Source organism: Bacillus sp. FSL K6-1338, assembly GCF_038006965.1.
Taxonomy (GTDB): domain Bacteria; phylum Bacillota; class Bacilli; order Bacillales; family Bacillaceae_G; genus Bacillus_A; species Bacillus_A thuringiensis_S.
In genome coordinates, this window is the sequence record NZ_JBBOWI010000001.1 from 5,059,756 (window position 1) to 5,085,908 (window position 26,153).

Below are 26,153 nucleotides of genomic sequence, written 5' to 3' on the forward strand. Positions count from 1 at the left end.
AGATTAGAAGAATAACTCCTTAATCAATGCCGTTAAGAAAATATTTGCAAGTGCAATCGGCAATAATACTTTCCATCCAAACTCCATTAACTGGTCACCTCTTATACGCGGGAACGTAACGCGGAACCAAATTAATAGAAAGACTACACTGCTAAATTTCAAAGCAAACCATACGGCACCTGGGATAAATCCAAGAAACATGACTGGATTCCATCCGCCTAAAAAGAGCACTGTAATTAACGATGCCATCCCGAAGAAATATACGTACTCTGAAAGCATGAAAAACGCCCAGCGAAAACCTGAGTATTCCGTATGATATCCAGAAACAAGTTCTGACTCCGCTTCTGGCAAATCGAATGGCGTCCGATTTAACTCTGCAACTGCTGCAATTAAGAAAACGACGAAGCCAATTGGCTGCACGAAAATGTACCAAACCTTCTCCTGCGCCGCTACAATCTCATTTAAATTCAGGCTACCAGCCAACAACACGATACCAATTACACTCATTACGAGCGGAATCTCATAAGAAATCATTTGCGCCGCCGCACGCATCCCTCCTAAAAGGGAATATTTATTATTCGATGCCCATCCCCCAGTTACAACACCTATCGTCGTAATACCGGAAACAGCGATATAATAAAGTAGCCCGACTCCAATATCGGCAAATTGAAATTTATCAGTGAACGGTATAACTGCCAGCACCATAAATGCTGGCGCAAATGCAATGACAGGTGCTAATATAAACAGTGGTTTATCTGCTGCTTTCGGAATACTATCTTCTTTCAATAATAGTTTTAAAACATCAGCTACCGTTTGCAGTAAACCGAATCGGCCTCCAACCTGGTTTGGTCCAATCCGCCCTTGCATAAATCCCATCACTTTCCGTTCTGCCAAAATTCCATATGTAACGAAGCCAAGGACTGCAAATAGTAGAAGCACCGCTAATCCGAAAAAAATGAAGAAATTCGTCCAGCTTGAAGGTGATTGTAAGAGCGTCTCAATCATTAGCCATCAACCTCCCCAAGTACAATATCAACTCCACCTAAAATCGTAATTAAATTAGCGATGTTTTCACCTTTCAATAACTTCGGTAAAATTTGCAAGTTATAAAAAGATGGCCTACGAAACTTCAAACGGTACGGCTCTTTCTTTCCGTCACTAGCGATATAACAACCAATCTCTCCGCGCGGCGATTCGATACGTACAAACGCTTCTCCCTTAGGTGCCTTAATAATTTTCGGTACTTTTGCCAGCACTGCTCCATCTTTTGGGAACTGCTGAACTGCTTGCTCAACAATCTTTAAAGACTCCTCGATTTCTTGCATTCGGCAAACGTAGCGATCCCAAGCATCTCCCACGCTTCCAACAGGAATATCAAAATCAAAACGATCATAAATCGAATACGGCTCGTCTTTGCGAAGATCCCAGTTTACTCCAGTGCACCGCAAATTTGCTCCGCTTAAAGAATACGAGATCGCTTCTTCCGCGCTATATATACCAACGCCTTTCACACGATTTAAGAAAATCTCATTACCGCTAACAAGATCATGATAACCTGCCAATTGCTCTCTCATATACGGAACAAACTCTTCCACCTTTTCAATCCAACCATCTGGCGCATCCCACTTCACACCGCCAACTCTCATATAGTTAAAAGTAAGCCGTGCCCCGCATAATTCATTTAATAAATTTATAATCATCTCTCGTTCACGAAACGCGTACAAAAACGGGCTGACCGCTCCTATATCAAGAAGATTCGTCCCCCACCAAACGAGATGGCTTGCAATTCTCCCTAGCTCCATCGCAAGTACTCGCAAGTATTCGGCACGCTCCGGAATTTTAAGCCCCATCATCGTCTCTACAGCATGGCAAATGACGTAATTATTCGTCATGGCTGATAAATAGTCCATTCGATCTGTATAAGGGATAATTTGCGTATACTGTAAGCTCTCAGCGATTTTTTCCGTCCCGCGATGCAAATACCCAATAACCGGTGTAGCTTCTCTAATAATTTCCCCGTCAATCTTAATTACGAGCCTGAACACACCATGTGTACTCGGATGCTGAGGTCCTACATTCAAAAGCATCTCTTCCGTACGGATCATAGCTACACCTCCACATCATACGGTTCATAGTCTTTTCTAAGCGGATGTCCTACCCAATCATCTGGCATTAAAATACGCGTTAAATTCGGATGCCCTTTAAATACAATGCCGAGCAAATCGTATGCTTCTCGCTCCGGCCAGTCAGCCCCTTTCCAAAGCGCTGTCACAGATTCAACTTGCGGTTCTTCCCGGTCTAGCTTTACCTTCACCGCTACCGATTGTTTCTTACCATATGAAAACAAATGAACATATACTTCCATATGTGTCACAAAATCCGTCGCATGTAGCTCTGACATATAATCAAAAGCAAGTCCTTCATGGAATCGCAGTGACTCCATCACTTCATAATATTTTTCTTGATCCACCACAAGAGTCGGCACATCCTTTGACAGTTTATTAATGTAGGAATCTACTAATGCACCCTCTCCTACCTTCTCCCTAATAGCCTCAACATACTGATTTAAATACGGCTGATTTACGGACGTTTCTTCCCGCTTCGGCTCATCCTCTTTCTTACCTTCAGCTCCCTTTGTCTTCGCTCTTGCAGCCGCTGCTGCTTTCGCTTTTGCTGCTGCAATTGCCTTTGCCTTTTCATCTCCCGAATCCCCATCACCTTGCGAAGCTTTCTGCTTCGCTAATGCTGCCGCTTTTGCCTTGGCTGCTGCCACCGCCTTTGCCTTCGCTTTTTCTTCTTCCGTTACCTCTTCTGTTCCTTCTCTTTTCTGCTTCGCTAACGCCGCCGCTTTTGCTTTTGCTGCTGCCGCTGCCTTTGCCTTTGCTTTCGCTTTTTCTTCTTCCGTTACCTCTTCTGTTCCTTCTCTTTTCTGCTTCGCTAACGCCGCCGCTTTTGCTTTTGCAGCCGCTGCTGCTGCCTTTGCCTTTGCTTTTTCTTCTTCCGTTACTTCTTCTGTTCCTTCTCTTTTCTGCTTCGCTAACGCCGCCGCTTTTGCTGCTGCCGCTGCCTTTGCCTTTGCTTTCGCTTTTTCTTCTTCCGTTACCTCTTCTGTTCCTTCTCTTTTCTGCTTCGCTAACGCCGCCGCTTTTGCTTTTGCAGCCGCTGCTGCTGCCTTTGCCTTTGCTTTTTCTTCTTCCGTTACTTCTTCTGTTCCTTCTCTTTTCTGCTTCGCTAACGCCGCCGCTTTTGCTGCTGCCGCTGCCTTTGCTTTCGCTTTTTCTTCTTCCGTTACCTCTTCTGTTCCTTCTCTTTTCTGCTTCGCTAACGCCGCCGCTTTTGCTTTTGCAGCCGCTTCTGCCTTCGCCTTCGCTTTCGCTTTTTCTTCTTCCGTTACTTCTTCTGTTCCTTCTCTTTTCTGCTTCGCTAACACCGCCGCTTTTGCTTTTGCAGCCGCTGCTGCACGTCGTTTTGCTTCTTCTATAGCAATATCATTATTTTTTGGTAGCGCTTTCTCTTTTTCTTGATTTTTTGCCTCAAGCTCACTTATTTCCGCCTCGTGTTTCGCTACAAGGCGTTTTCTCGCTTCTTCTTTTGCACGCCTAGCTGCTTCTTTTTTCAGATCCTCTAAGTCTTTGTTTGGATTACTCATTTATTCGTCACCTGCTTCCCGGTCTTTGCTTCGTAACGAATTTTTTCTTTTAATTTATTAATTCCATAAATTAAAGCAGCCGGATTTGGGGGACAACCAGGAATATACACATCAACTGGTACGATTTGGTCTACACCTTTCACAACAGCATATGAATTTACATACGGACCACCTGCTGTCGCACAAGATCCCATCGCAATAACCCATTTCGGTTCGGGCATTTGATCATATAAGCGCCGAACAATAGGAGCCATCTTCTTCGTTACTGTTCCCGATACAATCATGACGTCCGATTGTCTTGGTGAAGTCCGAAAAAATGACCCAAATCGATCTAAATCGTAATGTGATGAGCCTACTCCCATCATTTCAATTGCACAGCACGCCAGTCCGAATGTCATCGGCCATAAAGAATTGCTCCTCGCCCATCCTTTCAACTGCTCCAATGTAGAAAAAAAGATATTTCGTTCTAATTCTGCTCGCTCATTTGGATGTAATTCCTCAAAATTTATAACCATTGTAACACCTTCTTTTTCCAAGCATACGCTAATCCAACTAGCAACATTACAACAAAGATGAGCATTTCAATTAATGCAAATAAACCTAGCTTGTCATACGCAACAGCCCAAGGATATAAAAATAAAGTTTCTACATCAAAGATCACAAACAATAAAGCGAAAATATAATAACGAGCATGAAACCGAATATTTGCATCATGAAACGGCTCAATTCCACTCTCATACGTCGTCGCCTTTGCTGCACTTGGCTTATTTGGGCGCAGCATCCTTCCTAATGTAAGAGCCACTACCGGCAGCAATATACCTAATAGCAAGAAAATCAAAACGATCATATAACTATTTTCATATACACTTGCCATTGTGAAACCCTCCCCCCTAAATTAAGAACAAGTTCACATAGTAAACAATATGTCCTAGTTGCAGTAATTATTATTTTTAAATTTTTCTAAATAATGCAACTATTCTAATCATTATAACAAACTTCAAATTCCTATGTCGATATGTTGGGAGACAGAAACAAGAATTATTAAAATCTATTTTTACAACTCGCTATAACTGTGCAAAATAAATATAAAACTTATATACGCTTTTCAAGAAACCGTAGGTGATATAAATGAAAAAACAAACACATGTAAGTATTCTTATAAGCATTGTATTACTGTCTATAACGATTCACTACGTAGCGATGCTTTTTCTATATGAATATTCATTTCCTTTTCAGCTATTAATCGGAATGAGTACCCTATTAATTGATATTATCGCTTGTAGTTATATACTTTACTTTTCAAACATGAAAGAAGGGCTATCTCGTTTATTTTGGATTATATTATCTGTTGGAGCTCTCTCTTATTTTATCGGTGATATAGTCGTTGCCTATCAGCGTTTAATTGTAAAGGACTTCTATACGTTCGTTGATCCATCTGACCTTTTTTACTTACTTTTTTTAATTACTTTTGCATTTGCCTTTCTATACGAAATCATTTATAACCGAGATTTATTAGAAAAACTTTTTATGCTATGTGATATTTGTATTATCGTTACAGCCCAATTTACTTTAAGTTACTACTTACTTATTGAACGAACCATTCACGTTTTTACAACATCCTATATCGACATATTTGTTCAACTTACCTATCCAATGGTTGATTTACTCTTTCTCTTAATAGGAATCAATCTTTTATTCAAACCACTATCCTTATTACCTAAAAAGGTTGGTGCGCTTCTTAGCAGTGCTTTAATTTTATATGCTACTACAGATGCGATTTATGCTTATATAAAATACTTCATACCAGAGTATTCTATGTTTACAGTTACTCCTTTCTATCAAGTAACCTTAGTACTAGTAGCAATCGCCTGTATTCTCCATACAAAAGAACCTGAAAAACAAGAGCAAGTACTACTAACACCTAAAATTGGTGAATCAATCCGATTATCATTGCCTTATATTTCAGTAATAACACTTATTCTTTTTATATTAGTTGAATACGTCTTTGGGCCTATTATAGTAATTGGTCTTATAATAACTTTCTCTTTCGTTCTCATACGTCATAGTTTAGTTCGAAAACAAAATAAAATATTATTGCTAGCTCAAATGCAATTCAACTCAGAACTCGAGAAACAAATTAAACTACGTACAGAAGATTTAGTAGAACAGAAAAATGAACTCTATCATAATCAACAAATGTTTAAATCTTTATACGAGCATCATCCAGATCCAATCTTCACATTAGATTTATACGGCAATTTTCTCAAAGTAAATAACGCTGGTACTACTTTACTCGGTTATCAAACGAATGAATTATTAAACCAGCCTTACTATTCACTCATATACGAAGAAGATTTAGAAGAAATGATTAATTCCTTTCATCGTGTAAAAAAGGGACATTCTATCTCTTTAGAAATACGGGCGTATCATAAAAACAGAGATATTTACTACTTGCACGTTACCGCCGTACCGATCTTTTTAAAAGAGAAAATTTCTGGGGTTTATTTAATGATTAAAGATATTACGGAAAGCAAACAACAGCAAGAACAGATTAATTTTCTAGCATACCATGATACTTTAACAGAGCTTGCAAATCGTCGTGCATTTCATCAACATTTGGAACAGGCAATTGCACGAGCAAAAATATCGAAAAAGCCTTTTGCTGTTATGTTTCTCGACCTAGACCGTTTTAAAGTTATTAATGATACCCTCGGTCATCGAGTAGGAGACCTATTGCTCATCGCAGTAGCAAAAAGGCTCGAAAGAATATCAACATCAAATATGAAACTCGCGCGGCTAGCTGGAGATGAGTTCACAATCCTTATCGAAAATTACAAAAAAAAGCCAGATGTCCAAAAAATGGCTGATATAATTGTAGCGGCCATGAATGAGCCATTTGAAATCGAAAATCAACATTTACAAATCTCACCGAGTATCGGAATTGCAATATATCCTGAAGCAGGTGAAGATCCGCTATCCATTTTGCAGCATGCTGATATGGCCATGTACGAAGCAAAAAATAAAGGAAAAAACGGTAGCTCTCTTTACACGAAAGAACTATATAAAAAAATGGAACGAAAAGCTCGAATTGAAAAAGATCTGCCAATTGCTTTAGTAAACAAAGAATTTCATCTCGTCTATCAACCACAAATTGATACGACAACAAATAAAATCATCGGCGCTGAAGCTTTAATACGTTGGAAACACCCACTATTAGGTGATATTTCACCATGTGAGTTTATTCCAATTGTAGAAGAGACGCCACAAGTAGTCCCACTTGGACATTGGGTATTACAAGAAGCTTGTCTCCAATTAAAAATATGGCATATCCTTGGCTACCAAAATTTAAAAATAAGTGTTAATTTATCCGCAAAAGAGTTCCGACAAGATCAATTAATCGAAAACATTTCACAAATATTAAACAACGTAAGCGTCGACCCAAAATATGTCACACTTGAGTTAACAGAAAGAATTGCAATGATTGACGAGAAAGAAACGTTATTAAGACTGAAGCAATTAAAAGAATACGGTATCCAAACTTCCATTGATGACTTCGGTACTGGGTATTCTTCTCTTGCTTATTTATCAATTTTTCCAATCGACACATTAAAAGTACCGAGAGAATTCACACAATTAGCCGATCATCGTCCTGAAGAACGAGCCATCGTTTCTACAATCCTTTCCCTCGCAAATACTTTAAATCTTTCAGTCGTTGCCGAAGGAATTGAAACCGAAAAACAGCTTAAGTTTCTGCAAAAACATAACTGTAAATATATGCAAGGTTACTATTTCAGTAAACCACTTACTAGTAATCAATTTATAAAGTTTCTACAAAAAACCCCCAGTATGAACAAATAATTCATACTGGGGGTTTTATAGTGCTAAATTTTTTTCTCATAATATTCTTCTGCGATTTCTTCGTAAAAAGCCGCAGATGTTGTGTAGAAATATGGAATTAACCATAAGAATCCAATCCCTAACGTAATACAACTCAATATAAACCAACCGATAAAACTTAAACATAAAATGAAATACTCCATCTTATGCCCATCCATCATACGACGGCTTTCTGTAATAGCTTGATTTATGGAATACTCAGGATGATCATTTATTATAAAGTACGTCATCGCATAAGAGAATGATTTAATGATGCCTGGAATAATAAATAGTAAAAACCATAAGAAAATATAAATGTTCACTACTATATATAATAAAAATGACTTTATAAACTTACTTCCTGCTGTAAACCATCTAAATATATGCCCAATACGCGCGTCTTTTTCTCGAATTATATGTAGCGCTAAATAATAGCCACCTAACGTTAATGGACCTACCATAAAAGTTGTAATAATATCTACTATCATGGAGTTTTTCATATCTTCCCAACCCAAAATTTGTGTAAACGAAAAATCAACAATAAAGTTAAAAGTGATCATTATAACAGAAATAAGTAATGTGGCTCCGACTGCTAATCCCCATTTCCCTTCTAATGAATCTAGTGCTTCTCCTTTTAGATCACTAATCATATTTAGCCTCCTATACACAATAATTCTATTAGTATAGCATGTTTCTATTGCAATTCACCTTTTGAGATGTAGCGATAAAAGTGTGCTGTCGTTGTACTCATATACGGACTAAGCCAAAGAAAGCCTATTCCAAAAGTAAGAAGCGCTAAAATAGCCCATCCTATGAAGCTCAGCCATAAAAGAAACAAATCTAACTTATGCCCCTTCATAAGATTCTTACATTCCTTCATCGCCTGCGAAACACTATATTCTGGATTTTCAATCATTACATAGTACGTCAGCGCATAAGAAAAATACATCACAATCATACCAACAATTGAAATCGCTAATAGCACGAAGAAAGCTATTGCAAATGACGTATTCCCTTCTTCACCTAACAATGCAAATAAGCCTATTAACAGCATCGGAATCCATGTACCTGTATATAACAAAATTGCAAGCATTGCCCACATTGTTTTCATCATTCTTTTAAAACCGCGAAATCCTTCAAATAAGTGATCTACTTTAGCATCTTCTCGTTTACTAATCTGTAAAAATACATTTGTATAACCATATGATGTAATCCCATACGATGCGTTACTCAAAATTATCATAATGCAATAAAAAATCCCAAAGGTAATACCTGCTCCAATTGACATCGTTTCCTCTTCAAATGATCCAGTTAAACTTACAACTGAGAGAAATATAATAATTCCTGGAATTAATAGTATAAGCATTGCAGCCATCGAAACGACATAACTTAAAATAAAATATAAAATTGTTGACCCAACACCTAGTCCCCATTTTCCCTTTAAAGAGTACAATGCTTCTCGTTTCATTTCACCAATCATTGATTCATCCCCTTAATAAAATATAAATTGTTGTACACTTCTACTTATACAAGCATCAATATAATTATACCAGTTTTGTAAAATTCTCCATAAAATAGACAAAAAAATCCGTAAAGGCAAGGGCCCTTACGGATTTTTTTTACTTCATATCAGAAACGTTTAAACGGTTCACGGCACGTTGCAAGGCCATTTCTGCACGTTTAAAGTCAACATGTGCTTGTTTATCTTGCATACGTTGCTCAGCGCGACGCTTCGCTTCATTTGCACGATGGATATCGATATGGTTTGCTTCTTCAGCAGATGATGATAATACAGTCACTTTATCTGGACGAACTTCGATAAAGCCACCGCTTACTGCTACATAATCAGTGTGTCCACCATTTTTCAGACGAACTGCACTAATTTTTAATGGTGCAACAGTTGGAATGTGACCTGGTAAGATCCCCATTTCCCCACTCTCTGCTTTTACACTTACCATTTCTACTTCTTTTTCGTAAACCGGTCCATCAGGAGTTACAATACTGACTGGAAATGTCTTCATACTTCGTCCCTCCTAAGGCCTTACGCCATCATTTTCTTCGCGTTTTCAATAACTTCTTCAATGCCACCTACTAAGCGGAATGCATCTTCTGGAAGGTCATCATATTTTCCTTCTAGAATTTCTTTGAAACCACTAACTGTATTTTTTACAGGTACGTAAGAACCTTTTTGACCTGTAAACTGCTCAGCTACGTGGAAGTTTTGAGATAAGAAGAATTGAATACGACGAGCACGATGTACAACTAACTTATCTTCTTCAGATAACTCATCCATACCTAAGATAGCGATGATATCTTGAAGTTCTTTATAACGTTGTAAAGTTTGTTGTACTTGACGAGCTACTTCATAATGTTCTTCTCCTACGATTTCTGGAGACAGTGCACGAGATGTAGATGCTAATGGATCTACGGCTGGGTAAATACCCATTTGTGTTAAACGACGCTCTAAGTTTGTTGTTGCATCTAAGTGAGCGAACGTTGTAGCTGGTGCTGGGTCAGTATAGTCATCGGCTGGTACATATACCGCTTGGATAGACGTGATAGACCCTTTATTTGTAGATGTAATACGCTCTTGTAATTGACCCATTTCTGTTGCAAGTGTTGGTTGGTAACCTACCGCAGATGGCATACGACCAAGAAGGGCAGATACTTCAGAACCCGCTTGCGTGAAACGGAAGATGTTATCGATGAACAGAAGTACGTCTTGTCCTTGCTCATCACGGAAATGCTCAGCCATTGTTAAACCTGTTAATGCAACACGTTGACGTGCTCCAGGTGGCTCGTTCATTTGTCCGAATACCATCGCAGTTTTCTTGATTACGCCAGAATCGCTCATTTCGTGGTATAAGTCATTACCCTCACGAGTACGCTCACCTACACCAGCGAATACAGAGATACCACCGTGCTCTTGTGCGATGTTGTTAATTAATTCCTGAATTAATACTGTTTTACCTACACCGGCACCACCGAATAGGCCGATCTTACCACCCTTAATGTAAGGAGCAAGTAAGTCTACTACTTTAATACCAGTTTCAAGAATTTCTACTTTAGTAGATAATTCTTCGAATGCAGGTGCTTGACGGTGAATTGGATCACGGTGTACATCCGCAGGAAGTTCACCATCTAAGTCAATTGCATCACCTAATACGTTGAATACACGTCCAAGTGTTACATCACCAACTGGTACAGAAATTGCTTTACCAGTATCTTCTACTTCTGTGCCACGAACAAGTCCATCTGTGGAAGACATCGCAACTGTACGAACTGTATCATCACCTAAATGAAGTGCAACTTCAAATGTTAAGTTCATGCTTCCGTTTTCGTTGCTTTGTTTTACCGTAAGGGCGTTGTAGATTTCTGGTAGCTTTCCGCCATCAAACTTAACGTCTACAACCGGACCCATGATTTGCGTAACGCGCCCTTTATTCATCGGGTTCCCTCCTAGCTTTCTTTTAATTAGCCAGCTTTCTAAGAGAAGTTGGCTTTTAATTTTTTATTAGTTTAGCTTACGCGACTCTTTTGAAAGAGCCGCTTCCGCTTTTTATTGAATCTAGCTCCGGTGGCTAGAAGGGTCGGTCATTTCACCCCTTCCTACGAGGCAAAGAACGCCTCTTTGTCAGGAGTTCCAATGCCCTTCCCTTCTGAGCAAGTCACCTACGCTTTTTATTGAATCTAGCTCCGGCGGTTAGAATGTTCGGTGGCTTCGCTTTTTCCTACGAGGCACAAATCGCCTCTACGTCAAAAGCTCCATCTCCCTCTCATTCTGAACGAACCGCCTACGCTTTTTAATACTATTCTAACGCTGCTGCTCCACCAACGATTTCCGTAATTTCTTGCGTAATCGCTGCCTGACGCGCACGGTTGAATGAAAGTGTAAGTGAATCGATAACTTCCATTGCGTTGTCTGTAGCACTCTTCATTGCTGTCATACGCGCTGCGTGCTCACTTGCTTTACCATCTAGTAATGCACCGTACACTAAGCTTTCTGCGTATTGTGGCAATAGTACTTTTAAAATCTCTTCTTCAGAAGGTTCGAATTCATAAGCTGTCGTCGGTTTATCAGACGCCACATCAGTAAGCGGTAAAATTTTATTTTCCGTTACTTCTTGTGAAATTTTACTTACGTAATGGTTGTAGTAAATATACAGCTCATCATAAGCACCATCTGCAAACATCGCAATTGCTCGAGAAGCAAGATCTTTAATATCAGTAAATGATGGGTGGTCAGATAATCCAACTACTTCATCAATGATGTTAAAGCCGCGACGTTTTAAATAATCACGTCCTAGTCGTCCAAGCACAATAATTGAATATTGGTTTGAATCCATATTATGACGTTCACGAATTACGTTACTCACTGTACGTAATACGTTACTGTTATAACCACCTGCTAGTCCGCGATCAGATGTAATAACGATGTATCCTGTACGCTTTACAGGACGCGCATTTAGCATCGGATGATTAATTCCTTTACTTCCTTGCGCAATGCTCGCTACTACTTCTTGAATCTTTTCCATATACGGAACGAAAGATTTAGCATTTTGTTCTGCACGGTTTAACTTAGATGCAGATACCATCTCCATCGCTTTCGTAATTTGACTCGTTTTCTTTGTCGAGGTAATCTTCGCTTTTATATCGCGTAAAGATGCCACAGGTTTTCACCACCTTTTTTCCGGAAGTTGGCACGATTAGTAAGAATCCTCTTCCTAATCTACGTTGCAAGATATTCTTGCTCATGATTGAAGGAAAAGAATAGGTGCACCTACTCTTTTCCTTTACATAACCGTCAGCAATCTCAAAGATTGAGATGCCTATATATATTATTATCTAGCTCCAGCGGCTTGAATGTTCGGTGGCTTCACTTCTTCCCCCTCACATTCAGGACGAGCCGCTTCCGCTTTTATTACTCAGAAGCTACGAATACTTTTTTAAATCCGTTAATTGCTGCTGCAAATTTGTCGTCATCCGCAAGTTTCTTAGTTGTGCGGATTTCTTCTAATAAGTCAGTCGCATTAGAATCTAACCAAGCATGGAATTCTTCTTCGAAACGAGTGATATCTACTACTGGGATATCATCTAGGAATCCACGTGTTAAAGCGTAAAGAATGATAACTTGTTTCTCTACACGTAACGGTTTGTGTAATCCTTGTTTTAATACCTCAACAGTACGAGCACCACGGTTTAGTTTCGCTTGAGTTGCTTTATCAAGGTCAGAGCCGAACTGAGCGAACGCTTCTAACTCACGGTAAGATGCAAGGTCAAGACGAAGTGTACCTGATACTTTACTCATTGCTTTAATCTGAGCAGATCCACCAACACGAGATACAGAAGTACCCGCATCGATCGCTGGACGTACGCCAGAGAAGAATAGGTCAGATTGTAAGAAGATTTGTCCATCCGTAATAGAAATTACGTTTGTTGGGATGTAAGCTGATACGTCCCCTGCTTGTGTTTCGATGAAAGGTAGTGCAGTTAAAGAACCGCCGCCTCTTGCATCACTTAATTTTGCTGCACGCTCTAATAAGCGAGAATGTAAGTAGAATACATCCCCTGGATAAGCTTCACGACCTGGAGGACGACGTAATAGTAATGACAGCTCACGGTAAGCCGCTGCTTGTTTTGATAAGTCATCATATACTACTAATACGTGTTTACCATTGTACATGAACTCTTCACCCATTGTTACACCAGCATAAGGAGCTAAGTATAATAATGGAGCTGGTTGAGAAGCAGATGCAGTTACAACGATTGTGTACTCTAATGCACCGTGCTTACGTAGTGTTTCTACTACGTTACGTACAGTTGATTCTTTTTGTCCGATAGCTACATAGATACAAATCATATCTTCATCTTTTTGGTTAATGATTGTATCAAGTGCAACTGCTGTTTTACCAGTTTGACGGTCACCGATGATTAACTCACGTTGACCACGGCCAATTGGTACAAGAGCATCGATCGCTTTAATACCTGTTTGAAGTGGCTCATGAACAGATTTACGATCCATTACACCTGGTGCTGGACTTTCGATTGGACGAGTGTTTGTTGTATTGATTGGGCCTAAACCATCAACTGGTTGACCTAATGGGTTTACAACACGACCAATTAGTTCTTTTCCTACTGGTACTTGCATGATGCGACCAGTACGACGAACTTCGTCACCTTCACGGATTTCTGTGTAAGGTCCTAAAATGATAATACCTACGTTGTTTTCCTCTAAGTTTTGTGCTAGTCCCATAACGCCGTTAGAGAACTCTACAAGTTCACCAGCCATAACGTTATCAAGACCATGAGCACGCGCAATACCGTCACCAACTTGGATAACTGTACCAACATCACTAACTTCGATTTCAGACTGATAGTTCTCGATTTGTTGCTTTATCAGTGCGCTAATTTCTTCAGCTCTGATGCTCATGTGCTTCACCCCTATCTATTCTTCATTAATTCACGCTGAATACGTGCTAATTTTCCTTGTAAACTTCCGTCATAAATGCGATTTCCAATACGTACTTTAATTCCGCCTAGTAAATCTTCATCTACAACATTTTTCACGCGAATTGCATCTTTTCCCGTTCTCTTTGCAAATGCTTCTGCAATGTTAAGCTTCTCTTCTTCAGATAGAAGACGAATAGAATATACAGTTGCATCCGCTACGTTACGTTCTTCATTAGCAAGAACAACATATTCATCTGCAATTTCAGGTAAGATATCAATACGCTTGTTATCAATTAAAATATATAACGTATTTAAAATTGATTCAGAAACAGATCCGAATACGTTTGCAAGAAACGTTTTCTTCTGCTCTTTTGAAATGTTTGGTTGCGTTAAAAAGCTATGTAGTTCCCCGTTCTTTACATAAACGTTTTGTACAAGGCGTAATTCTTCTTCAAACATTTCTAATACGTGTTTTTCTTTTGCAATTTTAAAAAGAGCGACAGCATAACGTTTTGCTACAATCCCATTGCTCATCGCGCTTCTCCTACTTCTTTAATATAATCGCGAATTAACTTAACTTGATCTTCTTCTTTTAATTCTTTTTCAATTACTTTAGAAGCAATTTGAACAGATAAAGAAGCGACTTGTTCTTGTAAAGCAGCAATTGCTTGCTCTTTTTCGCGTTGAATTTCTTGTACAGCAGATGCTTTAATTGATTCTGCTTCTTCTTTCGCAGCAGCAACAATCACATCTTTTTGATCTACAGCTTGTTTTTTCGCTCTTTCGATTAACTCTTGTGCTTCAACACGCGATTGTTTTAACATTTCACGTTGTTCTTCTACTAACTTCTTCGCTTCAGCGTTACTTCTTTCTGCAGCGTCGATTTCATTAGTAACATGCTCTTCACGTTCTTTCATAATTCCCATTAAAGGACCCCACGCAAATTTGCGTAGCATTACTAATAGAATTAAGAAAATGAACAATGTATAAGCAATCGTTCCAAATGGAATGGCAGCTCCTAATAATAAAGTTGGCACAAGGATTCACTCCCTTCAAAATATCTAAATTGATCATATGAAAAAAAAAGACATACGTTTCGTTCATAAAGCAATGGCGAAGAAAGTTCGGAAAAACACTCTTCGCCATCTATGTAAGGGGAGTCTCCCTTATTTGTTCATTACGATGAATGCAATAACTACACCGATGATTGGAAGTGCCTCAACTAAAGCAACCCCGATGAACATAATTGTTTGAAGTGCGCCTTTTAATTCTGGTTGACGAGCAACACCTTCGATTGTACGTGATACGATAAGACCGTTACCAATACCTGCACCTAATGCTGATAAACCAATTGCAATTGCAGCTGCGATTACACCTAAACTCATTTAATTTGTCCTCCTTTGTATTATAAAAAAATAAATTTTTTCTTACTTAAATTATATTAATGGTCATGACTTACTTTATGAGCCATATAAACCATCGTTAACATAACGAAAATAAATGCTTGGATTGATCCAACGAATACACTGAATCCCATCCATGCTAACATCGGTACAAGCGCACCTAATGCTCCAAGGAATGATGCCCCGCCTAACTTAGCAAGTAATCCTAATAAGATCTCACCTGCATAAATGTTACCGAATAAACGAAGACCTAACGTTAATGTGTTAGCAAACTCCTCAATAACCTTTAATGGGAATAAGAATTTCATAGGTTGGAAATAACCTTTAACATACTCTTTCGTACCCTTCATCTTAATTCCATAATAATGGGTGAGGGTAACTACCATCACGGCTAATGTTAATGTAACTGCTGGATCAGACGTTGGTGACCTCCACCATGCAATATGTTCGCCAGCTTCAGTTGCTGAATACATGAATGGTAAACCAAGGAAGTTCGATACGATGATAAACATGATAAGCGTAACGCCAAGTGTTAAGAAACGTCCACCTGTTTTCCAGTCCATCGTACTATTGATAATCCCTTTCACGAAGTCAAACACCCATTCCATGAAGTTTTGCATCCCGGTTGGGCGAAGGGCTAAGCTGCGAGTTCCGATAACAGCGATTAAGAAAACAATAACTGCTGCTACAGTAACCATCATAACTGATGACAAATCGAACGTTAAACCTAGAAATTTAACTAATTTACCGTGTTCCACTAGTAATTCACCTCTCTTCCCTGCTCTTATACTCTAAATAAAGAAAATCTATGATCATGACAAGGTATCCTGTCAGCAATCCTACACCTAAGCCCCACATCGCAATTAACTCTTGATATTTGGCTGCAAATAAAATTAATAACCCAATCGTGGCGAATCTTGAATATGTACTTACAGCTGTCGCCTTAAACTTCACGTTTTCTCCATTTGTTACGCGATCTAACAGCTTGTCTGTTCTACGTGCAATGATGCGCAAACTAAGAAAACTGAAAATCGTTCCGATAATCAGCCCAAGAAATACATCCTTGTAAGAGGTAAATCCCCATCCTAGCACTAGAAGCGCAAGCAAGTAGTACATATATTTCTTTTGTCTTTGGACAAGTCCATGTACGTCTATCATCATTGCTCTCCCGAATAGTAATGTCGAATGAGTCGAATCATTGCGTATACCCCTGTTCCTAACCCGAGTAATAACCCTATAATAAGAAACAATGGAAACGTTCCAACCTTATTATCAATCCACTGCCCACCAAAGATTCCAACAAGTATAGAACCGACTAATTGAGCAAGAATTCCTGACATTAAAGCATATGCTTTTATATGGCTGCGATCGTTTTTTTGCAAGGATTCATCCCTCCAATATGTAACCCTCATTCACGATGTGTTAATAATAACTCATTTTTTTGCATAAATCCTATACAAAACAAAAAGTTTACATTTTCGTCACGGAATAGATGTATTTTTGTCACTGAAAGCCCTACCATCTATCCCCGTTGTTAGCATACAATAGGGTATTAACAGTGTCAACGAGAAATCGTAAAAAATCTAAAAATTTGAGTATTAGGCATTTCCTCCCAAAAATGAAAACGTTCCCCTTCTAAATACTGGTTACATATATGCAATTTCTAACAGTTTTCTCTTTATAATAGAAGGAAATGTTCACAAGTTTGTCACTATTATATTTTCGAGATATAACGCTTTTCTTCCATAATATAGTGTTCCTCAGACGTAAGACTTCTATATTATATGTGATGTGTATGCAACTTATGTTGTATATACGATGTATATTTATCCTCTCCTCTCCCCTCCCCTACTTGCTTACAGCAAAAAAAAACGAGCAGGGGAATCTCCCCTGCTCGTCAGTTGTCTTACTTCGTTCCGAATAAACGGTCACCAGCATCACCAAGACCTGGTACTACATATCCGTGGTCATTTAATTTCTCATCTAATGCTGCTACATAAATATCAACATCGGGATGTTCTTCTTGTACTACTTTTACCCCTTCTGGAGCTGCAACGATACACATTAATTTAATTTGTTTCGCACCGCGCTTTTTCAGAGAGTTAATTGCTTCAGCCGCAGAACCACCTGTTGCTAGCATCGGATCTAGTACGATAAAGTCACGCTCTTCTACATCCGTTGGAAGTTTCACATAGTATTCTACCGGTTGCAATGTTTTAGGGTCACGGTATAAACCAACGTGTCCTACTTTTGCTGCTGGAATTAATTTCAGAATTCCATCAACCATTCCTAAACCTGCACGTAAAATCGGAATTAAACCAAGTTTTTTACCAGCGATCACTTTTGTTGTCGCTTTGCTTACAGGCGTTTCAATTTCAATATCCTTAAGCGGAAGGTCGCGAGTAATTTCGAAAGCCATTAAGCTTGCTACTTCGTCCACTAATTCACGAAAATCTTTCGTACCTGTATTCTTATCGCGAATATATGTAATCTTATGTTGAATTAACGGGTGATCAAATACATACAGTTTTCCCATGTGAATCTCTCCTTTAGATGATATTCATGCGTTTGCACGCTTTTTTACACTATTTACGATTGTAAAGAAAACGCTACTAATATTCAAGGGCAAATTTGGCAAAATCATGATTTTACGATGAATCTATCTAGTATCTTTACCAATTATGGGAGCTGTATCCTTCATTATATCGCCAAAATTTATTCATCATTTGTATACATACTTTAAAAATAATATATGTCCACAAAAAAGACTGCCAAAACAATTACGTTTCAGCAGTCTTCTTCAATCTATTATAGATTTGGATACATTGAGAATTTGCTCGTTAACGCTTCTACACGCTTACGTGCTTCTTCTAATGCAGCTTCATTTTCATGATTTTTTAATGTATAAGCAATAAGTGACGCAATTTCATCCATTTCTTCTAAACCGAAACCACGAGATGTTACAGCTGCTGTACCGATACGTACACCACTTGTTACAAATGGGCTTGCTGTTTCAAATGGAATTGTATTTTTGTTCACTGTAATACCAACTTCATCTAATACGTGCTCTGCTACTTTACCTGTGATTTCTAGGTTACGAACATCAATCAAGATTAAGTGATTGTCTGTTCCGCCAGAAACAAGTGTAAGTCCTTCTTTTTGAAGACCTTCAGCTAAGCGGTTCGCATTGTTAATGATATTTTGTGCATACGTTTTGAAATCCTCTTGAAGTGTCTCACCAAACGCAACAGCTTTTGCAGCGATTACGTGCATAAGTGGACCACCTTGAATACCAGGGAAGATTGATTTATCAATTTGTTTTGCAAACTTCTCTTCACATAAAATCATACCACCGCGCGGACCACGTAACGTTTTATGTGTTGTCGTTGTAACGAAATGTGCATGTGGTACTGGATTTGGATGTAAGCCAGCAGCTACTAAACCAGCGATATGTGCCATATCCACCATTAAGTATGCACCCACTTCATCTGCAATCTCACGGAATCGTTTGAAATCGATAACACGAGGGTATGCACTTGCACCTGCAACGATTAATTTTGGTTTATGTTCTTTCGCTTTTGCTAATACATCATCGTAATTAATACGGTGAGAGTCAGCATCCACGCCATATTCTACGAAATTATATTGTACTCCACTGAAGTTAACAGGGCTTCCGTGTGTTAAGTGACCACCATGAGATAAATTCATACCAAGTACTGTATCGCCTTGCTCTAAAATTGTGAAGTATACTGCCATGTTCGCTTGTGCACCAGAGTGTGGTTGAACGTTTACGTGCTCTGCGCCAAAAATTTCTTTTACGCGATCACGTGCGATATCTTCTACTACGTCTACGTGTTCACAGCCACCATAGTAACGTTTTCCAGGATATCCTTCAGCATACTTATTTGTTAAAACAGAACCTTGCGCCTCCATTACCGCTTCACTTACAAAGTTTTCCGAAGCAATTAACTCAATCTTTGAACGCTGTCTTCCTAGTTCTGCCTCAATTGCAGCAAATACCTTTTCATCTTGACGTTTTAAATGATCCACCAAAATCCCCCTTTTCTGAACGAATTACATCGATTCCCAACAGTTTTTTCTCATTTATTCAGAAAAAACGAAAATTCAGGTTGTAATTCTTTCGAACCTTCATGTTTTCAACTACATTCTAACATGACTTTCTATATCATAAAAGAAAAAAAAGACCGAAAATCGGTCTTTTCTTTCTTCTACTATAAAGTCAGACAACATACCTTTTATCTTATGATAAACAGCTACTATATGACTTCCTAATTTCTCATATTTAACGGCAAGTGGTAGTCTCTTCCGTCACCGCGTAAACAGCACGTGCTCCGCCAATTAGTTTTCCACGTGTTTTGGCCATCGTTACATGCGCACTTCCAATTGCCTTCACACTTGTACGAACCGGAACAGCTACATGTTTTAAATGCATACCAATAAATGTATCACCAATATCCATTCCTGCATCTGCTTTAATAAACTCAACTACTACCGGATCTTTCAAATTGTGATACGCATACGTCCCCAATGCACCACCTGCTGATCTAACAGGCGTAACTGTTACAATTTCAAATTGATATTTTATCGCTACTTCTCTCTCAACTACTAAAGCACGGTTTAAATGCTCACAACATTGAAACGCTAATTCAATACCTGTTCGCTCTTGAAATTGTTTTAACTCAGAAAAAATCGCCTCTGCTACTTCCATCGTTCCTGATGTTCCAATTCTTTCGCCTAGCACTTCGCTCGTGCTACAACCCACTACAAAAATTTGACCGCTTTGTAATGAAGCTTGTTCTTGGAAATCAGAAAGCGACATTTGTAGCTGTTCTCTTACTTTTACGATTTCTGTCATTACGCCTCTTCCTTTCACAGGTTGGTTCACCAAATTATATTTCACACTACTAATAGTTAGAATCTATTACTTTGTTTCGTATGTTTTAATTTTTCCTACGCGGTTTTCGTGACGACCACCTTCATAGTCAGTTGTTAACCAGATTTTTGCGATATCACGCGCTAGACCAGCACCAATTACACGCTCGCCCATTGCTAGCATGTTAGTGTCATTATGCTCTCTCGTTGCTTTCGCACTGAAAGTATCATGAACTAACGCACAACGGATACCATTTACTTTGTTTGCTGCGATTGACATACCAATGCCTGTCCCACAAACTAAAATACCACGATCTACTTCACCGTTCGCTACCATTTCAGCTGCCGGAAACGCAAAGTCAGGGTAATCAACAGAACCAGCTTCACATTCACAACCTAAATCAATATATTCAATATTTAACTCTTCTAATAAACTTACAAGTTCTTTGCGGATATTCATACCGCCGTGATCAGATGCTATTACTACTTTCATTTTTACCCCTCCAAAGTTTCAATCAATTATCTTCATTTCACACTCGCTACCTCAATAGGACGAAGTGATCTCCAATATCGTATTATACACGAAACATCAACCTACTGAATGTTTTTTCAGTAAAGTTTGTACAAGTTTTTCCATCTCATCTAACGTTTTTTTATAAATAGAAAGCGAGCCTCCAAATGGATCTGAAATGTCCTTACCTATACCTTCAGTTAATCCATATAACGTATTCAATTTCTTTTCAACACTCGGATAATGCCCAAGTACAATGTGTTTATGATTTTCTGTCATCGTTACGACAATATCAGCCCAATCAAGCAAAGTTTCGTTTACTTGCTGCGCGGCATGATTAATTGAAATCCCTTTTTCAGCTAAAGCTTCCTTCGCATATACCGATGCATCGCTCCCAGGATAGGCGAAAACACCGGCAGATTGCACTTCAAACCTATCTCCTCCGTGATGACGAAGCAACGCCTCAGCCATAGGACTACGACATGTATTGCCAGTACAAACAAATAACACTCGTTTCATCCAACCCCACCCCTATATTCGATTTCTTACCACTCATCATAACTTACATTAGAATAGAACAAAAGAAATGTGAATATACAAAAAGCGCAGTTCTCTTATATTTTTTCTAAGAAAAATGCGCCTTATCCACATATATGTGAAACCCTATTTCCAAGTGCCCAGAGTATTTTAACATACCTACTGAATATGCAACAAAAATAAGGAATCCATTTCATACGAAACGGATTCCTCTTATACAGCAATTATTTCATTGTAACTTTCATTACTTCTGTTGAACCTTTTGTAGCTGTTACGCCTACAGTTGTCTTAATAGACTCAGCTGCATCTGTGTTTGTAATAACGATTGGAGTAATTGTGCTTTTCGCTTTTTCACGGATTAATTCTAAGTCGAATGAGATTAATTTATCTCCAGCTTTTACAGCTTGGCCTTCAGAAACGTGAGCTTCGAAACCTTCGCCTTCCATTTTTACAGTTTCTAATCCAACGTGGATTAAAATTTCTGTGCCGTTTTTCGCTTTAATTCCGATAGCATGTTTTGTGTGGAATAATTGTACGATTTCACCATCAACTGGAGATACAACTACACCTTCAGTAGGATCGATTGCAACACCGTCACCCATCATACGACCAGCGAATACTGGATCTGGTACTTCTTCAATATTTTTCACTGCTCCAGTTAATGGAGCTACGATTGTTTCTTCATTTGTTTTTGAACCAAGACCAAATAATTTTTTAAACATAGGATAGTCCTCCTTATAATTTACCTAAAAGTTTATAGGGCAATCCCTAGTAAAGCTCGGGATACATGTAAGACTTCATACTTCGAATATTATACTGTAAAAACGCTTTCGAAATAAATTACGTCATTACTAATAGACTCTTATTGTAGCGCTTCACAAAATTCCAGTCAATTCTGATTGTCTGAATAACAATAAGAAGTTAACTTCTATTTATATTTTCTCTTTTTTTGCCCAACTTGTCTAGAGGTCTTTACTACATTTTGTTTTTTGTTGTTAATTTGTAAAATTTAATTCAAACTTTTTTCAAAATCCGCTTGACTAAAGTAAGTAACTATTTTATCATTACTTACATAAGGTAAGCTAATAACTTTTAGGAGGTTTTTAAAAATGATGGATTTCGGTCTTCTTATTATTCGTCTTATTATAGGAATTACATTCATGGGTCATGGTGCTCAGAAATTATTTGGTTGGTTCGGCGGTTACGGTTTAAAAGGAACAGGTGGCTGGATGGAATCAATCGGTTTACGTCCTGGTGTATTTATGGCATTTATGGCTGGTGCAACTGAATTACTAGGTGGTTTCTTATTCGCATCAGGTATTTTCATTATAGTTGGCTCATTATTTATCGTTGGAACAATGTTAATGGCTATCTTCACTGTTCACGGGAAAAATGGTTACTGGGTGACACAAAACGGATATGAATATAATTTAATGTTAATCGCTGTTGCTGTTGGTGTAGCTTTAATCGGACCTGGCGCATACGTTTTACTTTAATTTTCATCTCAATCTTGAGATTCTTGAAAAAGAACTTACTTCATTACAATTGAAGTAAGTTCTTTTTATGAAACAAAATATTATTTCCAGCAGGATTTTCTCACCGATATCTTGTAAACAAACAATAAGTATTCATATTTAGAAAGGGGATTACAAGCATGTTATCCATTAATCCAAATGAACAAACTGAAAAAGATAATTACAAATTACTTACTGGAAGTATCATCCCTCGCCCTGTCGCATTCGTTACTTCTGTAACAAAAGACGGTGTATTAAACGGCGCACCATATAGTTATTTCAATATTGTCGCTGCTAATCCACCACTTATCTCTGTTTCTGTACAACGAAAAGCCGGAGAAAGAAAGGACACTTCCCGAAACGCAATTGAAAAAGGTGAGTTTGTCGTACATATTTCTGATGAATCTTACGTAGAAGCAATTAACGAAACAGCAGCTAATCTCCCGCCAAATGAAAGTGAAATTGAACTAGCAAAACTAACACCAATTGAAAGTGAAGTCATCTCTGTTCCAGGTGTAAAAGAAGCAAATATTCGAATGGAATGTATATTAGAACGTGCAATTCCACTTGGTGGAACAGAAGACTCACCAGCTTGTGATCTACTAATTGGACGCGTCGTTCGTTTCCACGTTGCCGAGCATCTATATGAAAAAGGGCGCATTCACGCAGAAGGACTCAAACCAATAAGCCGCCTAGCAGGACACAACTATGCAAAATTAGGAGAACAATTTGAACTGGTTAGGCCAGTTTAAAAGCAGAAGCGGCTCGCTCAAAATGAGAGGGGGATGGAGCTTCTGACGTAGAGGCGCTTTTTGCCTCACAGGAAGACGCGAAGCCACCGACCATTCTAGCCACTGGAGCTGGATAAATATCTAAAAGCAGAAGCGGCTCGCTCAGAATGAGAGGGGGATGGAGCTTCTGACGTAGAGGCGCTTTTTGCCTCACAGGAAGACGCGAAGCCACCGACCATTCTAGCCGCTGGAACTGGATAATATCTAAAAGCGGAAGCGGCTCGCTCAGAATCGATTCCTGTCATCACTCAAACATAAAAATCCCCTGCTTTTTAGCAGGGGATTTTTATCATTGTAATTCTTCCTTCTTTTCCTCTAAAGTAGGGAGTTTTTCTTTTTTCGGTTTCCCTAGCTTAATTACGAAGAAGTATAGGGAAAGCAGTGTAATAAGAAAAACAATTAAAAACGGGTACGGAGAGTAAAAAGCACGCGCCGCCTCAGTCTTTCCCGCAACAAATTTCAATGACTCAATATCTAAAAACTCAGCAAACATTTGTACACCGAGCATACTAAACCAAAAAACAAAAAAACTAATAATAATACCAAAAACTTGCTTCAATCTTGTCATTCATCTCATCCTTTCTATATGTGTAATTTTTTAGCGCAATCAATATAGTACAAACAAAACTATGCACAGAAAGGAGCTATCTTACTATTCGCGAATTAACTTAATCCAACCTAAAATTGCAATTTGCAAAATAATACCCCAAATTATAAGCCCTCTTAGCCATCGAGGAAAGAAGGTTAAAAACTTAACATACCATCCCAATAGCTTGTTCATAATTCCCTCCTACATAAAATTATATAGGAAAAAGGATATATAATCCAAATCCAACTAGAATGATGCCACCTACTATCTCGCCATATGTACCGAGCATATCTTTCGCATGTCTACCAATTAATAAACCAATCCACGCTAACAACATGCTAACAAATCCAAAAAGTAATATCGTAATGATTGTTTGTGCCCCATAAATACCAAGACTAAGCCCTACTGAGAAACTATCTATACTAACGCCAAATGCAAATACGAATAAGCTAATTCCAATAGGGACAGTTCTAGTCTCTCCATTTTGTAAAATGGTCGAATATACGATATAAAAACCTAGTCCGATTAATAAAATAGCACCCGCAAAATGTGCAATATCTCCATACTTCTCTGATAAAAAACGACCTAGTACCATCCCTATAAATGGCATAATAATATGAAATATCCCTATCGTCATACCAATATACAGGATTTGTCTTAACTTTAGGGGCATCATCCCCATACCAAGACTCACCGAGAACGCATCCATCCCTAAGGCGAATGCCATAATTATTAAAGGTATTAGCTGTTCAAACGTCATTCATGCCCCTCCTTGGACGTGCTACTTCACAATATGCTTATCCAAGGAGAAATATTCTGTTTGCTAACCTTACCTTATCATTCAATAATAATATGATGTCCTGCCGCTTTTGTTAAACGATTCATAATAGCATTTCCTATTCCTTCATTAGGGAACGACTCACTAAAAATAACATCCACTTCACTTGCATCAAATGTTCTAAGTACATCATATAATTTAGTCGCAACGCTAGCTAAGTCACTTCTAACACCACAAGACAATATAACATCTGCGTTATATACATGCTGATACTCTTCCGTCGTTAATACGCCTACTTTAAATCCTTCTTCCTTTTTCTCATCCACAAGTTGCTGAATAAACTCACGCGAGCCCTCAACAATACTAAGTGGTGCTTTCGGCGCATAATGTGTGTATTTCATTCCAGGTGATTTCGGTTTTTCCTTCTCATCCTTTAAAGCTGGATCTAAAGAAACGGTACCTATCACCGCTTCTAATTGTTCTTTCGTAATCCCACCTGGACGTAATATTGTTGGAACCGTGCTTGTACAATCAATTACAGTTGATTCAACGCCTACTCCAGTTGCACCACCATCAACAATACCTGCAATCTTCCCATTCAAATCTTCATATACGTGAGAAGCTAGTGTTGGACTTGGACGCCCTGAACGATTCGCACTTGGTGCCGCAACAGGTACATTCGCCTCTTCAATAAGAGCAAGTGCAACTGGATGATCAGGCATTCTTACCCCAACCGTATTAAGTCCCGCCGTCACCCTCTCTGAAATCCCTTCTTTTCTCGGCAAAATAATTGTTAATGGTCCTGGCCAAAAATGCGCCATTAACTTCTCTGCAACTGGTGGGATTTCTTTCACAATCCCATCTAACTGAGATTTTGTACCTATGTGGACAATGAGTGGATTATCACTCGGTCTTCCTTTCGCTTCGAAAATTTTCGCGATTGCTTCATCATCCATCGCATTTGCACCTAACCCATATACTGTTTCCGTAGGGAAAGCAACCGCCTCATTTTCTCTTAATAATTTTGCTGCTTCTTGTAACTGTGGATAATATTTTTTTCTTTCCACAACATTATCCACAACCCACATATTTGTATGCATTTTTTTCCACGTCCTTTTCTACCCTTAAATACTTGTCTATTTTTAGTTTACTATGAGATTTA

Annotated in this window: 31 protein-coding genes; 3 read left to right on the forward strand and 28 right to left on the reverse strand. The window is 38.6% G+C overall.

Translation table 11 applies throughout. The features are described from left to right. Positions 1-3 precede the first annotated feature (3 nt). The 5 genes from nuoH to nuoA are packed head-to-tail and all read right to left on the reverse strand — an operon-like array spanning position 4 to position 4,523. Positions 4-1,005, reverse strand: a complete 1,002-nt coding sequence (gene nuoH, locus NZ044_RS26080; protein ID WP_000573426.1) for an NADH-quinone oxidoreductase subunit NuoH — start codon at positions 1,003-1,005, stop codon at positions 4-6. After that, on the reverse strand, positions 1,005-2,105 hold the full coding sequence (nuoD, locus tag NZ044_RS26085) for an NADH-quinone oxidoreductase subunit NuoD (RefSeq protein ID WP_063676193.1): 1,101 nt from the start codon (positions 2,103-2,105) through the stop codon (positions 1,005-1,007). Before nuoD ends, nuoH begins: the two co-directional genes overlap by 1 nt. Before the next feature lie 2 nt (positions 2,106-2,107). After that, on the reverse strand, positions 2,108-3,649 hold the full coding sequence (locus tag NZ044_RS26090; RefSeq protein WP_340950041.1) for an NADH-quinone oxidoreductase subunit C: 1,542 nt from the start codon (positions 3,647-3,649) through the stop codon (positions 2,108-2,110). Next, positions 3,646-4,164, reverse strand: coding sequence for an NADH-quinone oxidoreductase subunit NuoB (nuoB, locus tag NZ044_RS26095; RefSeq protein WP_000236331.1), 519 nt, complete (start codon positions 4,162-4,164; stop codon positions 3,646-3,648). Before nuoB ends, NZ044_RS26090 begins: the two co-directional genes overlap by 4 nt. After that, positions 4,155-4,523 (reverse strand): NADH-quinone oxidoreductase subunit NuoA, encoded by a 369-nt coding sequence (nuoA, locus tag NZ044_RS26100; RefSeq protein ID WP_000179273.1) that lies wholly within the window; start codon positions 4,521-4,523, stop codon positions 4,155-4,157. The genes nuoB and nuoA overlap by 10 nt, the downstream gene beginning before the upstream one ends. A gap of 254 nt (positions 4,524-4,777) precedes the next feature. Between nuoA and NZ044_RS26105 the strand changes: the two genes are divergently transcribed. Continuing rightward, the gene (locus NZ044_RS26105) at positions 4,778-7,507 is read left to right on the forward strand and encodes a putative bifunctional diguanylate cyclase/phosphodiesterase (RefSeq protein WP_079246210.1); all 2,730 of its coding nucleotides are present in this window, start codon (positions 4,778-4,780) and stop codon (positions 7,505-7,507) included. A 23-nt stretch (positions 7,508-7,530) separates the two neighbouring features. Here the strand turns inward: NZ044_RS26105 and NZ044_RS26110 are convergent, their stop codons facing one another. The 19 genes from NZ044_RS26110 to NZ044_RS26200 form a co-directional block, all read right to left on the reverse strand. Further along, positions 7,531-8,175: a DUF975 family protein gene (locus NZ044_RS26110; RefSeq protein WP_000622478.1), complete on the reverse strand. Its 645-nt coding sequence runs from the start codon at positions 8,173-8,175 to the stop codon at positions 7,531-7,533. Positions 8,176-8,219: 44 nt separating this feature from the next. Beyond that, complete coding sequence (locus tag NZ044_RS26115; RefSeq protein WP_000578833.1) at positions 8,220-9,005, reverse strand: DUF975 family protein; 786 nt, start codon at positions 9,003-9,005, stop codon at positions 8,220-8,222. Between the two features lie 139 nt (positions 9,006-9,144). Next, positions 9,145-9,546 carry a F0F1 ATP synthase subunit epsilon gene (atpC, locus tag NZ044_RS26120; RefSeq protein ID WP_000847214.1) on the reverse strand — a complete coding sequence of 134 codons (402 nt, stop codon included), beginning with the start codon at positions 9,544-9,546 and terminating at the stop codon, positions 9,145-9,147. Positions 9,547-9,566: 20 nt separating this feature from the next. Next, positions 9,567-10,973, reverse strand: coding sequence for a F0F1 ATP synthase subunit beta (atpD, locus tag NZ044_RS26125; protein WP_001032597.1), 1,407 nt, complete (start codon positions 10,971-10,973; stop codon positions 9,567-9,569). 361 nt (positions 10,974-11,334) lie between these two features. Further along, a complete protein-coding gene (gene atpG, locus NZ044_RS26130) occupies positions 11,335-12,195 on the reverse strand; it encodes a F0F1 ATP synthase subunit gamma (protein WP_000157703.1) in 861 nt (286 codons plus the stop codon). 251 nt (positions 12,196-12,446) lie between these two features. Then, positions 12,447-13,955 carry a F0F1 ATP synthase subunit alpha gene (gene atpA / locus NZ044_RS26135; RefSeq protein ID WP_000027521.1) on the reverse strand — a complete coding sequence of 503 codons (1,509 nt, stop codon included), beginning with the start codon at positions 13,953-13,955 and terminating at the stop codon, positions 12,447-12,449. Positions 13,956-13,966: 11 nt separating this feature from the next. Beyond that, positions 13,967-14,509, reverse strand: coding sequence for a F0F1 ATP synthase subunit delta (atpH, locus tag NZ044_RS26140; RefSeq protein ID WP_000064682.1), 543 nt, complete (start codon positions 14,507-14,509; stop codon positions 13,967-13,969). Next, entirely contained in the window at positions 14,506-15,012 is a 507-nt protein-coding gene (gene atpF / locus NZ044_RS26145; RefSeq protein WP_001142615.1) for a F0F1 ATP synthase subunit B, read from the reverse strand. Before atpF ends, atpH begins: the two co-directional genes overlap by 4 nt. Before the next feature lie 129 nt (positions 15,013-15,141). Next, entirely contained in the window at positions 15,142-15,360 is a 219-nt protein-coding gene (gene atpE / locus NZ044_RS26150) for a F0F1 ATP synthase subunit C (protein ID WP_000052064.1), read from the reverse strand. A gap of 56 nt (positions 15,361-15,416) precedes the next feature. Then, a complete protein-coding gene (gene atpB, locus NZ044_RS26155; protein ID WP_000399879.1) occupies positions 15,417-16,136 on the reverse strand; it encodes a F0F1 ATP synthase subunit A in 720 nt (239 codons plus the stop codon). Between the two features lie 7 nt (positions 16,137-16,143). Next, a complete protein-coding gene (locus NZ044_RS26160) occupies positions 16,144-16,536 on the reverse strand; it encodes an ATP synthase subunit I (protein ID WP_000567600.1) in 393 nt (130 codons plus the stop codon). Continuing rightward, a complete protein-coding gene (locus NZ044_RS26165) occupies positions 16,536-16,760 on the reverse strand; it encodes an AtpZ/AtpI family protein (RefSeq protein WP_001171223.1) in 225 nt (74 codons plus the stop codon). Before NZ044_RS26165 ends, NZ044_RS26160 begins: the two co-directional genes overlap by 1 nt. A gap of 26 nt (positions 16,761-16,786) precedes the next feature. Next, positions 16,787-16,900 carry a DUF4024 domain-containing protein gene (locus tag NZ044_RS26170; RefSeq protein ID WP_000232961.1) on the reverse strand — a complete coding sequence of 38 codons (114 nt, stop codon included), beginning with the start codon at positions 16,898-16,900 and terminating at the stop codon, positions 16,787-16,789. 384 nt (positions 16,901-17,284) lie between these two features. Then, positions 17,285-17,914 carry a uracil phosphoribosyltransferase gene (upp, locus tag NZ044_RS26175; RefSeq protein ID WP_000517539.1) on the reverse strand — a complete coding sequence of 210 codons (630 nt, stop codon included), beginning with the start codon at positions 17,912-17,914 and terminating at the stop codon, positions 17,285-17,287. A gap of 272 nt (positions 17,915-18,186) precedes the next feature. Further along, positions 18,187-19,428 (reverse strand): serine hydroxymethyltransferase, encoded by a 1,242-nt coding sequence (gene glyA / locus NZ044_RS26180; protein ID WP_000349800.1) that lies wholly within the window; start codon positions 19,426-19,428, stop codon positions 18,187-18,189. A 253-nt stretch (positions 19,429-19,681) separates the two neighbouring features. Further along, positions 19,682-20,254, reverse strand: a complete 573-nt coding sequence (locus tag NZ044_RS26185; RefSeq protein ID WP_000136383.1) for a TIGR01440 family protein — start codon at positions 20,252-20,254, stop codon at positions 19,682-19,684. Positions 20,255-20,320: 66 nt separating this feature from the next. Beyond that, positions 20,321-20,764 carry a ribose 5-phosphate isomerase B gene (rpiB, locus tag NZ044_RS26190; RefSeq protein WP_000869542.1) on the reverse strand — a complete coding sequence of 148 codons (444 nt, stop codon included), beginning with the start codon at positions 20,762-20,764 and terminating at the stop codon, positions 20,321-20,323. Between the two features lie 96 nt (positions 20,765-20,860). After that, positions 20,861-21,301, reverse strand: a complete 441-nt coding sequence (locus NZ044_RS26195; protein ID WP_000832378.1) for a low molecular weight protein arginine phosphatase — start codon at positions 21,299-21,301, stop codon at positions 20,861-20,863. Between the two features lie 242 nt (positions 21,302-21,543). Then, positions 21,544-22,041 (reverse strand): PTS sugar transporter subunit IIA, encoded by a 498-nt coding sequence (locus NZ044_RS26200; protein WP_000473666.1) that lies wholly within the window; start codon positions 22,039-22,041, stop codon positions 21,544-21,546. Between the two features lie 387 nt (positions 22,042-22,428). Between NZ044_RS26200 and NZ044_RS26205 the strand changes: the two genes are divergently transcribed. Together NZ044_RS26205 and NZ044_RS26210 are read left to right on the forward strand one after the other, a co-directional pair. Beyond that, positions 22,429-22,815, forward strand: a complete 387-nt coding sequence (locus NZ044_RS26205) for a DoxX family protein (protein ID WP_000968613.1) — start codon at positions 22,429-22,431, stop codon at positions 22,813-22,815. A 158-nt stretch (positions 22,816-22,973) separates the two neighbouring features. After that, positions 22,974-23,585, forward strand: coding sequence for a flavin reductase family protein (locus NZ044_RS26210; protein WP_000949050.1), 612 nt, complete (start codon positions 22,974-22,976; stop codon positions 23,583-23,585). 328 nt (positions 23,586-23,913) lie between these two features. On the opposite strand, the gene NZ044_RS26215 is transcribed toward NZ044_RS26210, so the two are convergent. The 4 genes from NZ044_RS26215 to NZ044_RS26230 all read right to left on the reverse strand — a co-directional run bounded on the left by NZ044_RS26215 (position 23,914) and on the right by NZ044_RS26230 (position 26,091). Beyond that, positions 23,914-24,192, reverse strand: coding sequence for a DUF3935 domain-containing protein (locus NZ044_RS26215; RefSeq protein WP_000197471.1), 279 nt, complete (start codon positions 24,190-24,192; stop codon positions 23,914-23,916). A gap of 84 nt (positions 24,193-24,276) precedes the next feature. Further along, complete coding sequence (locus NZ044_RS26220; RefSeq protein WP_257147524.1) at positions 24,277-24,405, reverse strand: hypothetical protein; 129 nt, start codon at positions 24,403-24,405, stop codon at positions 24,277-24,279. Positions 24,406-24,424: 19 nt separating this feature from the next. Beyond that, positions 24,425-24,973 carry a manganese efflux pump MntP gene (locus tag NZ044_RS26225; protein WP_000142476.1) on the reverse strand — a complete coding sequence of 183 codons (549 nt, stop codon included), beginning with the start codon at positions 24,971-24,973 and terminating at the stop codon, positions 24,425-24,427. A 77-nt stretch (positions 24,974-25,050) separates the two neighbouring features. Further along, positions 25,051-26,091, reverse strand: coding sequence for an L-threonylcarbamoyladenylate synthase (locus tag NZ044_RS26230; RefSeq protein WP_000557357.1), 1,041 nt, complete (start codon positions 26,089-26,091; stop codon positions 25,051-25,053). Between the last annotated feature and the right edge of the window lie 62 nt (positions 26,092-26,153).